This is a genomic window from Streptomyces sp. NPDC002790 (assembly GCF_040295505.1).
In the GTDB taxonomy this organism is placed as follows: domain Bacteria; phylum Actinomycetota; class Actinomycetes; order Streptomycetales; family Streptomycetaceae; genus Streptomyces.
In genome coordinates this window covers 1-10,284 of record NZ_JBEOVM010000166.1, presented here as the reverse complement: position 1 = coordinate 10,284, position 10,284 = coordinate 1, and the positions used below count along the sequence as shown (strand labels likewise).

General features: G+C 71.2%; 11 protein-coding genes. 3 read left to right on the top strand and 8 right to left on the bottom strand.

Going from position 1 to position 10,284, the window contains the following annotated elements:
* Nucleotides 1-201: 201 nt before the first annotated feature.
* Nucleotides 202-576 (bottom strand): VOC family protein, encoded by a 375-nt coding sequence (locus ABT004_RS34595; RefSeq protein ID WP_351345170.1) that lies wholly within the window; start codon nt 574-576, stop codon nt 202-204.
* A complete protein-coding gene (locus ABT004_RS34590) occupies nt 573-1,367 on the bottom strand; it encodes a trans-aconitate 2-methyltransferase (protein ID WP_351345167.1) in 795 nt (264 codons plus the stop codon). Before ABT004_RS34590 ends, ABT004_RS34595 begins: the two co-directional genes overlap by 4 nt.
* 88 nt (nt 1,368-1,455) lie before the next feature.
* On the opposite strand from ABT004_RS34590, the gene tamR reads away from it, so the two are divergent.
* Nucleotides 1,456-1,953 carry a MarR family transcriptional regulator TamR gene (gene tamR, locus ABT004_RS34585; protein ID WP_351345164.1) on the top strand — a complete coding sequence of 166 codons (498 nt, stop codon included), beginning with the start codon at nt 1,456-1,458 and terminating at the stop codon, nt 1,951-1,953.
* A 126-nt stretch (nt 1,954-2,079) separates the two neighbouring features.
* Here tamR and ABT004_RS34580 read toward each other — a convergent pair whose 3' ends face one another.
* From ABT004_RS34580 to ABT004_RS34555, 6 genes are all read right to left on the bottom strand, one after another.
* Nucleotides 2,080-2,562, bottom strand: coding sequence for a VOC family protein (locus tag ABT004_RS34580; RefSeq protein WP_351345161.1), 483 nt, complete (start codon nt 2,560-2,562; stop codon nt 2,080-2,082).
* Between the two features lie 167 nt (nt 2,563-2,729).
* Entirely contained in the window at nt 2,730-3,812 is a 1,083-nt protein-coding gene (locus tag ABT004_RS34575) for a Zn-dependent alcohol dehydrogenase (RefSeq protein WP_351345158.1), read from the bottom strand.
* Between the two features lie 98 nt (nt 3,813-3,910).
* Complete coding sequence (locus ABT004_RS34570; protein WP_351345155.1) at nt 3,911-5,149, bottom strand: MFS transporter; 1,239 nt, start codon at nt 5,147-5,149, stop codon at nt 3,911-3,913.
* Nucleotides 5,150-5,170: 21 nt separating this feature from the next.
* Entirely contained in the window at nt 5,171-6,562 is a 1,392-nt protein-coding gene (locus ABT004_RS34565) for a CitMHS family transporter (protein ID WP_351345153.1), read from the bottom strand.
* 157 nt (nt 6,563-6,719) lie between these two features.
* A complete protein-coding gene (locus ABT004_RS34560) occupies nt 6,720-7,331 on the bottom strand; it encodes a TetR/AcrR family transcriptional regulator (protein WP_351345150.1) in 612 nt (203 codons plus the stop codon).
* A gap of 9 nt (nt 7,332-7,340) precedes the next feature.
* Nucleotides 7,341-7,829 (bottom strand): hypothetical protein, encoded by a 489-nt coding sequence (locus tag ABT004_RS34555; protein WP_351345147.1) that lies wholly within the window; start codon nt 7,827-7,829, stop codon nt 7,341-7,343.
* Between the two features lie 178 nt (nt 7,830-8,007).
* Between ABT004_RS34555 and hmgA the strand changes: the two genes are divergently transcribed.
* Together hmgA and ABT004_RS34545 are read left to right on the top strand one after the other, a co-directional pair.
* Nucleotides 8,008-9,321 (top strand): homogentisate 1,2-dioxygenase, encoded by a 1,314-nt coding sequence (gene hmgA / locus ABT004_RS34550; protein WP_351345144.1) that lies wholly within the window; start codon nt 8,008-8,010, stop codon nt 9,319-9,321.
* A gap of 84 nt (nt 9,322-9,405) precedes the next feature.
* Nucleotides 9,406-10,155 (top strand): GntR family transcriptional regulator, encoded by a 750-nt coding sequence (locus tag ABT004_RS34545; protein ID WP_351345141.1) that lies wholly within the window; start codon nt 9,406-9,408, stop codon nt 10,153-10,155.
* Nucleotides 10,156-10,284: the final 129 nt, after the last annotated feature.

Here is a 10,284-nt window from a genome sequence, read left to right as displayed (position 1 = left end):
GCTGTCGCGGGCCGCCCCCGTTCGCCCTCTGCTCTCAGCGGCGGCCATCTCCCTTCCTCCCCCCCCCGCCCCGCCCCCGGCCCCAGCCCCCCGGGGGCCGGGGGCGGCCCCCCCATCTTTTGGGCAGCGGCGCCGTGGCCGGGCTCGCGCGGCTCCACCCCGGACCCCGCTGCTCAATCGCCGCAGGGGCTTGAGTGCGCCTCAATCGCCGGCGGGGCTTAAAGGAAGGAACTCCAGGCGGTTGCCTACCGGGTCCGTGCAGTAGAAGCGGCGGCGCCCCGGCAGCAGGTCGTCCCAGTCGACGTCGATGCCGTGCCCCGCGAGCCGGTTCGCGAGCGCCGCGATGTCGCGGACCAGGAGCCCCGGGTGCGCCTTCCTCGCGGGGCGGAAGTCGCGGTCGACGCCCAGGTGGAGCCGGACCGCTCCGGACTGGAACCAGCACCCGCCCCGCCCCGCGAGCCCCGGCGGCTTGGGGGTTTCGGTCATGCCGAGGACGTCGACGTAGAAGGCCCGCAGCGCGACCTCGCTGCCGGGCGGCGCCGCGAGTTGCACATGGTCGACCCCGACCAGTGTCATGAGCGGGTCGCCACCACGAAGATCCGCCGGAACGGCAGCACCGTGCCGTGCTCCGTCGCCGGATACGCCGCGCGGAGCAGATCTCGGTACTCGGCGACGAAAGCGTCCCGCGCCTCCGGGTCGTCCGCGAGTGCGGTCAGGACCGGGCGCAGGCCGGTGCCCTTGACCCAGTCGAGGACGGGGTCGGGGCCCTCCAGGAGGTGCAGGTATGTCGTCTCCCAGGCGTCGACCTCGCAGCCGAGGCCGGCGAGCCGCTCCAGGTAGGCCGCAGGCGTGAGCACCGCGTCCCCGTGGCGCAGTACTCCGGCCAGCCGGCCCTTCCAGTGGGCGGATTCCGCCAGCTCCCGCATCAGGACGTGGCTGGGCGCGTCGAAGTTGCCGGGCACCTGGAAGGCGAACGTGCCGCCGGGGGCCACTGCGTCGATCCACCGGGGGAACGCGTCGGCGTGGTCCGGGACCCATTGCAGCGTCGCGTTCGACAGCAGCAGGTCGTACGTCTCCGTGGGCGCCCAGTCGGCCGCGTCCGCGTACGCGAAGTCGAGGCGATCGCTCGCGTGGGCGGCGGCCTGCTCCAGCATCTGCGGCGAGTTGTCGTAGCCGGTGATGCGGGCGGTGGGCCAGCGTTCGGCGAGCAGTGTCGTGACGTTGCCGGGGCCGCAGCCGAGGTCGGCGATGCGGGCGGGGTCCCCCGGTAGGGCGGGGACGCGGGCGAGCAGGTCGACGAAGGGGCGGCCGCGATGGCCAGCGTGCCGGAGGTACTGCCGGGGGTCCCAGGAGGGTGCAGGTGTCATACCGTCAAGCGTCGACCGCGAGTATCTCGATGTCAAGATAGTCGACCTCAAGAGACTTCATGTCGACACACCCCCTACACTGATCGTCATGGAGGACGAGGTCGACCGTCTGGTCTCAGCGTGGCGCCGAGAGCGCCCCGACCTCGACGTGGAGCCCCTTGAGGTGCTCAGTCGGGTCAGCAGGCTCGCGCGCCATCTGGACCGGGCCCGTCGCCTGGCCTTCTCCGAGCACAACCTTGAGCCGTGGGAGTTCGACGTGCTGACGGCGCTGCGGCGTGCGGGCACCCCGTATCAGCTCTCGCCGGGGCAGTTGCTCACGCAGACGCTGGTGACGTCCGGGACGATGACCAACCGTATCGACCGGCTGGCCAAGAAGGGCCTCGTCGAGCGGTTGCCGGATCCCAGCGATCGCCGTGGTGTTCTTGTCCGGCTCACGGACGAGGGGTGTGATCGGGGTGATCAGGCGTTGGCCGGGTTGCTTGATCAGGAGCGGGCGATTCTGGCGGAGTTGTCGCGGGCGCAGCGGGGGGAACTGGCAGGGTTGCTCCGCCAGTTGACGGCTCCGTTCGACAACATTCCTGGTTGACCCGATCAAGCCCCTGCGGCGATCGAGCAGGCGGCTCCGTGGCCGAGGCCGCGGGGCTCCGCCCCGGACCCCGCGCCTCAATCGCCGGCGGGGCTTGATTTGCTCGCCCGCAGGGGCTTGAAGAGGTCAGGCCGACTCGAGGGCTGACACGTCGATCTTGCCCATTTTCATCATCGCGGCGAGGACCCGACCCGCCCGATCCTTGTCGGGGTCCGCGAGGAGCTCGGTGAGGCGGCGCGGCACGATCTGCCAGGACAGGCCGTACTTGTCCTTGCACCAGCCGCACGGCCCCGGCTCGCCGCCGTCCGCCGTGAGCCGGTCCCAGAGCCGGTCGACCTCGGCCTGGTCGGCGCAGTCGACGGTGAGCGAGACCGCCTCGTTGAACTTGAACTCGGGCCCGCCGTCCAGCCCTTGGTACTCGGAGCCCGCGATGCGGAACGACACGATGACGCCCGAGCCGGGCTCCTGCGACTCCTTGTCGCCGAAGTGCTGGACGTCCAGGATCTTGGAGTCGGTGCCGGGGAACAGCGAGACGTAGAAGCCGGCCGCTTCCTCGGACTTGCCGTCGAACCACAGACAGGGGCGGATCTTCTGGGCGGTCTCGGACATGGTGTGCCTCCTGGTTCCCGTTCCGGTGCCGGCGGGCCGGCCTGTATCAGGGTTCTCCTCCTACAGACCGGCCGCGAGTCGAGAACTCATCGCCGCGGCACCCCTAGGGCGTGTTTCGAAAGTCCCGTCTGCCTCGCGGGCGGACGACGCTACTTTCGAAACACGCCCTAGAACACAACCAGCGCCCGTCCGCCCTTGCCCGCCACCATGTTGTCGAACGCCGCCGGGATCCCCTCCAGGACGATCCGCTCGGTCACCAGCGTGCTCAGGTCGAGGCGGCCCGCGCGGATGTGCTCGGCGAGCACCGGAAGGTCGACCGCCGGGTCGCAGTTGCCGTAGACGCAACCGGACAGCGTGCGGCCCCAGTGGAAGATCTCCAGGGCGTTGAAGGTGACCTGCTGGTCCTTGCCGCCGATGCCGACGACGGTGGTGCGGCCGCCGCGCCGGGTGGACTCCCAGGCGGTACGGATCGTGACGGCGCGGCCGACGCACTCCACCGCCACGTCGACGCCCTGCTTGTCCGTGAGCCCGCGGATCTCGCGCGCGGTCGTCTCGGAGGCGACCACGTAGTCCGTCGCGCCCGCCGCGCACGCCAGCGCCTCCTTCTCCGGGGACACGTCGACCGCGATGATCTTCGAGGCGCCCGCGATGCGCGCGGCCTGGAGCGTGGCGAGGCCGACGCCACCGACGCCGTACACCGCGACCGTCTCCCCCTCCCGTACGCGCGCGGAGTGGTGCACGGCGCCGTACCCGGTGAGCACCGCGCAGCCGAGCAGGGCCGCGTCGATGAGCGGGACGCCGTCCGGCACCGGCAGCACGCAGTTCGCTGCGACGACGGTCTCCTCGGCGAACGCGGCGACGTTCAGGCCGGGGTGGAGGTCGCTGCCGTCGGACGCGCGCTTCGCGTGGATGTTCGCCGCGCCCGCGAGGGCGTTGGCGCACAGCCAGACCTCGCCCAGCGCGCAGGCGTGGCAACTTCCGCAGGAGGGAGCCCAGTTGAGGACGACACCGTCACCGGGGACCACGTGCGTGACACCGTCACCGACGGAGACGACGGTCCCCGCGCCCTCGTGACCGAGGACCGCGGGGACCGGGACCCGCATGGTGCCGTTGGTCAGGGACAGATCGGAGTGGCAGACCCCGGCGGCGGCGAGTCGCACCCGGACCTGGCCGGGCCCCGGTTCGGGCAGGTCGATGTCGGCGATCTCCAGCGGGGAACCGACGGCGGGCAGTACAGCGGCGCGGACCATGATGGACACAACTCCCTGAGCGAGTGCGGGATGTCACGTACGTGCCGATCCAAACTAGCGTCGCTAGTTTCCAGGGTCCAGGGGTGCCCGGTGGAGGGTCAGTGCCGCTGGTGGTCCTTCTCGCGCCGACGCAGCCGGGGCGCCCATGCTCTCCCTTGCCCCGCACCGTCTTCGGCACCGCGCTTGGCGCCACCCCTGACCCCGAGCCCCGCCGCCACGAACAGCAGTCCGCCCAGCATCACGAACGGGGCCGCCGTCCCCGCCACGCCCGCGATCAGGCCCGCGGAGGCCGGGGCCGCGACCTGGCCGAGACGGTTGCCGGTCAGCCGGAGCGCCAGCGCGGTGGAGCGGGCCTCCGCCGGGGCGGCCTGCACGACCGTGGTCATGGAGAGCGGCTGGCCCACCCCGAGGCAGAAGCCCAGCACGATCAGCATCGCGCCGAGCGCCCACACCGGCACGGGCAGCGCGATGCCCACGCACAGCAGCGCCGCGAGCAGACACGTGGTGGCGACCAGGGTGGTCCGGCCGAGCCAGTTGATGAGCGGGGTCATGACCAGCCGGCAGGCGACCGTCGCGCCCGCGCGCAGGCTGAGCAGCACGCCGATCACCGCGGGCGCGATCCCCCGGTGCTCGCCCACCACCGGCAGATACGCCGTGAGGATGTCGGTGGCCGACAGGACGGCGAGGCTGATGAAGATGCCGCCGGGCACGCCGCGGGTGCGCAGGATGCGGTGCACGGGGACCCTGGAGGACTCCTTCGCACGCGAACCCGTCTGCGTACGAAGGGACTCGATGCGCCACAGCGAGGTCACGGCCAGCGCGCAGACACCCGCCGACACGAGGAGCGCGAGCGCGCTCGTGCCCGCCATGTCGTGGCCCTCGATCAGGGCGCCCGCGGCGATCGGCCCGACGAGCTGGCCGAGGGAGGCCCCGATGGTGAAGTGGCCGAAGTTGCGGTCCTGGTCCTCGGGCGCGGACTGCCGGGCCACGATCGACTGGGCACCGATGACGAAGCACAGGTGCCCGAGCCCCATCACGCCGCTCCAGGCGGCCATCCCCGCAAGGGAGTTCGCGAGTCCGCTCATCGCGCAGCCGCCCGCGATGAGCACCACACCCACGGGGAGCAGCGGCGCGCACCGGCCGTGGTCCGTGCGCCGCCCGAGCGGCACGGCGGCGAACAGCGGGAGCAGCGCGTAGACCCCCGCGATGACGCCGACGGCACGCTCGTCGGCGCCCAGCGCGAGGGCCCGGTAGGAGACCGCGGGCCGCGCCATCGACACCGCCGCCTGCGCGAAGCTGAAGGCGATGACGAGGCGGAGCAGCCAGGCACGGCTCATGAGGTCACAGGATTCATCGGGTCACACGATTCCGAACAGCAGACCGGCGCAGAGGACGACCAGCGCGGTCAACGCCGCCCATTTCACGGTGAACTTGGTGTGGTCGCCGAACTCGACCTTAGCCATGCCCACCAGCACGTAGACCGCCGGGACCAGCGGACTCGACATGTGCAGCGGCTGTCCGGCGAGCGAGGCGCGGGCGATCTCGAGGGTCGAGACGCCGTGCGCGTTGCCGGCCTCGGCGAGCACCGGCAGGATGCCGAAGTAGAAGCCGTCGTTGGACATGAAGTACGTGAAGGGGATGGACAGCACGCCCGTCACGAGTGCCATGTGCGGGCCCATCCAGTCCGGGATGCCGCCCACGACCCACTTCGCCATGTGGTCGACCATGCCGGTGCCCTGGAGCACGCCCGTGAAGACGGCGGCGGCGAAGACCATGCCCGCGACGTTGAGGACGTTCTCTGCGTGCGCGCCGATCCGCGCCTTCTGGTCGGCCATGTGCGGGTAGTTGACCGAGAGCGCGAGCGCGGCGCCGAGCATGAACAGCACCGGGATCGGAAGCAGTTCCATGATCATGGAGGCCAGCAGCCCCACCGTGAGCAGGGCGTTGAACCAGTAGAGCCTGGGGCGCAGGGTGGCCCGGTTCGGGTCGAGCCCGGAGAACGTCTCGCCCTCGTCGTTCTCGTACGAGGGGGTGGACGCGGCGCCGGTGCCCTTGCTGCCGCTGCCGCCGCCCGCGCCGACGAGCACCTTCTCCTCGACGGTCTCGGTGACCTTGACGTCCTCTTCCAGGGAGAGGAAGCCGAGCCGCTTGCGCTCCCGGCGCCCGAGGACGTACGAGAGGGCGAACACGAAGAGCAGTCCCACGCCGAGCGCCGGGATCATCGGTACGAAGATGTCGCTGGCGTCCACCTTCAGCGCGGTGGCGGCGCGGGCCGTCGGGCCGCCCCACGGCAGCGTGTTCATCACGCCGTTGGCGGTCGCGGCGACACCCGTCATCACGACGAGGCTCATCTTCAGGCGCTTGTACAGCGGGTACATCGCCGAGACGGTGATCATGAAGGTGGTGGAGCCGTCGCCGTCGAGCGAGACGATCGCGGCGAGCACGGCGGTGCCGACGACGATGCGGACGGGGTCGGCCTTCGCGAACTTCAGGATGCCGCGCACGATCGGGTCGAAGAGGCCGACGTCGATCATCACGCCGAAGTAGACGATCGCGAACATCAGCATGGCCGCGGTGGGCGCCAGGTCACCGATGCCGGCGATCACGTAGTCGCCGAGGTTGGCGCCCTTGCCCACCAGGACGCAGAACAGCGCCGGGATGAGCACGAGCGCCGCGATCGGCGACACCTTTTTCATCATGATCAGCACCAGGAAGGTGGCGATCATGCCGAAACCGAGGATGGTCAGCATGGGGAGGGGCCCTCTCACGTCTACGTTCGCCTTCGAACAGCCGCCGTGGGGGAGGCAGCCAGCGAGACGCTAGGTGGGCCGAACAAGTGTTAACAAGGCGTTGACACGCGAGCAATAAGCGCAAAACTCCAGGTCACGAGCGGTTCACACGGGCGGTTCAGTCGAGCACGCGCGCCAGATACGCCCGCAGCAGCTCCCGTACCTCTCCGATGATCGCCTCGTCGCCGCGCTCCGGGTCGACGCGGAACGCGAGCCGGACCAGCGCGTCGGCGGATTCGACGGCGACGAGGAACGCGCGGCGCAGATCGACGTCCGGGACGCGGTCGAGGCGTGGGGCGAGGAGGCCGGTGAGGGTGTCGGCGACGCGGTGGTTGGGGCCGGCGTCGGGGGCGCCCACGGGGAGCTGGGTGCCGAAGTCGACCAGGGAGAAGCCCGGCGCCGTGCGCTTCATCGCGAGGTACTCGTCGAGTACGGAGTCCATCGCGGCCCGCCAGTCACCGGCGGGGACGTCCCTGAGGCGCGCGGTGACCCGCCGCACGTACCGGTCGAGGTTGCGTTCGGCCAGCGCGTCGACCAGGGCCCGCTTGTTGCCGAAGAAGCGGTAGACCGAGCCGATGGGGACCTCGGCGCGGTGCGCGACGGCGCGGGTGCTCAGCTCGTCGTAACCCGTCTCGTCGAGGAGTTCGGCGCAGGCGTCGAGGATCCGGGCCAGGCGCTCGGCGCTGCGCCGCTGAACGGGCTTGCGGCGCAAGGGCGTTGGATGGGCCATGGAACAAGCCTACGGTGAGGCCGTCAGGTCCGCGGTGGCCTCGACGGGCTTGTTCGCGACGGCCCACACCGTGTGGTCGTCGGCGTAGAGGCGGGCGGTGAGGTGGTGGGTGCCGCGGTGCAGGCGGGTGCCGGGGAGGCGGTAGTCGACGGCGCGCAGCCGGGCCAGGTGGCGGCCGTCGAGGTAGAGGCGCGCGTAACCGCGGCCCTCGACGGCGCGGGTCGGGGTGCCGTGGGGGCTGAGGCGGAAGTGCCGTACCCAGATACGGACCTCCCAGCCGCCCGCGGGGCCCGTCCGCGGCTTCACGATCAGGCCGATCTCGGGTGCGCCCTCGTCGGGGACCCGGCGGTAGTGGTGCCCGGCCGCGTCGGTGTGCTCCAGGACCTCGCCGACCTGCCGCGGTCCGCCGCCGTCGCCCCCGCAGCCCGCGACGCCGGCGAGCAGGGCGCAGGTCAGCAGCGCCGCGGCGGCCGCGCGGAGGGACGGGAAAGTGGGCATGTTCCGGACGGTAGAGGACCGCTGACATCGGCGGATCCCTCGCGGGGAGGACCCTCTGCGGCCGCTGCTCGGCCGCTGGTACCGCCGCGCGTCAGCCATACGACGGACGGTGACGTCTTGCGCCGCCCACCCACGAATCCTACGGTGTTGCATAGGATTCACGGACCAGGGAGCGATGATGAGCGGGGACGTACGCAAGACCGCCGAGGGGCTGACCTACCTCTCCGGCTTCGGGAACGAGCACGGCTCACAGGCCGTGCCCGGGGCCCTGCCGGAGGGGCGCAACTCGCCGCAGCGCGCGCCGCTCGGCCTGTACGCGGAGCAGCTCAGCGGCACCGCATTCACCGAGCCGCGGGCACACAACCGCCGCTCGTGGCTGTACCGGATCCGCCCGTCGGCGGCGCACCCGGAGTTCAGCCGTGTCGACAACGGGGCGGTGCGCACGGCCCCGTTCACCGAGACCGCCCCCGATCCCAACCGCCGCCGCTGGAACCCGCTGCCCGAGCCGGCACCCGGCACGGACTGGCTGGCCGGCCTGTGGACACTGGGCGGCAACGGCGACGCGACGCAGCGCACCGGCATGGCCGTGCACCTGTACCACGCCAACTCCCCCATGAAGGACCGGGTGTTCAGCGACGCGGACGGTGAACTGCTGATCGTTCCGGAACACGGCGGGCTGCTGCTGCACACGGAGTTCGGGAAGCTCGCCGTCGAGCCGGACGAGGTCGCGCTGGTCCCGCGCGGCGTCCGCTTCCGGGTGGAGCTCCTCGACGACTCCGCGCGGGGGTACGTGTGCGAGAACTACGGCGCCCCGTTCCAGCTGCCCGACCTCGGCCCGATCGGCGCCAACGGCCTGGCGAACGCACGGGACTTCAGGGCGCCGGTCGCCGCGTACGAGGACGACGACCGTCCGGTGGAGGTCGTGAACAAGTTCTGCGGGAACCTGTGGTCGGCCGTATACGACCACTCCCCGCTCGACGTCGTCGCCTGGCACGGCAACCACGTCCCGTACGTGTACGACCTGCGCCGCTTCAACGTCATCGGCACGATCTCGTACGACCACCCGGACCCGTCGATCTTCACGGTGCTCACGTCGCCGTCCGACACCCCGGGCCTCGCGGGTGTCGACTTCGTCGTCTTCGCGCCGCGCTGGCTGGTGGGCGAGGACACGTTCCGGCCGCCGTACTTCCACCGGAACGTGATGAGCGAGTACATGGGGCTCATCGACGGCGCGTACGACGCCAAGGCCGAGGGCTTCGTGCCGGGCGGCGGCTCGCTGCACAACATGATGTCGGCGCACGGCCCCGACCGGGAGACGTTCGACAAGGCGAGCGCCGCCGAGCTGAAGCCGCAGAAGGTCGACGACGGCCTGGCCTTCATGTTCGAGACGCGCTGGCCCGTCACCCTCGCCCCGCAGGCCGCGACCGCCGGACATCTGCAGCGCGGCTACGACGATGTGTGGCGCGGCCTGGAACGCCACTTCCGCGGATAGATCCGGCGGATGGATCCGGCGGATCCGATGGACCCCATGGTCGCCGCATTGCACCACTCCCCCCACGACCGGTACGGATAACCCGTGACGTCATTCGCCCCGGACTCGATCGTCCTGAACCGCAAATTGCCGCTCTGGTATCAGGTGTCGCAGTCCCTGCGCGCCTCGATACTCGGAAGATCGCCGCAGGACCCGCTGCGCCTGCCCACCGAGGAGCAACTCGCGGGGCACTACGGGGTCTCCGTGCTCACCATGCGCCAGGCGCTGAAGGAACTGGAGGACGAGGGGCTCATCACGCGGCACAGGCGCCGCGGCACGTTCATCGAGCCGGACGCCCAACAGGGTGCGCCGGTACGCCTGTTGGGCTCGGTCGACGCGATCGTCGCGCAGCAGTCCGGCATGACGACGCGGCTGCTCGACCACGGCACGGTGCCGGTCCCCGTGGCCTTCGCCGAGCACTTCCCGGAGGCGGGGGCCGTCCCCACGTACCACCGGCTGCGCAGCGACGAGAAGACCGGCGAGCCGACGAACCACGCGCGCAACTATCTGCGGCCCGACCTCGGCGCCCGCGTCGACCTCGCGGATCTGGAGCGGTGGCCGATGACGAAGGTGCTGCGGGATGTGGTGGGTGTGCGGATCAGCCGGATCACGGACTCGGTGCAGGCGCGGCTCGCGGATCCGGAGACGGCGCGGCTCCTCGAAGTGCCGTTGCTCAGTCCGATCCTGCACTACACGGGTGTCACGTACGACGAGGCGGGCAGGGTGCTTGATGTGGCGGTCATCCACTACCGGGGGGACCGGTTCTCCTTCACGGTGACGTTGGACGCGGACTGATGCGCAGCACCGGCGTTCCGGCCACGGGGCTCCGCCCCGGACCCCGCGCCTCAATCGCCGGCGGGGCTGGAAATGGGTCACCCGATCAAGCCCCTGCGGCGATTGAGCAGCGGGCTCCGTCCCGGACCC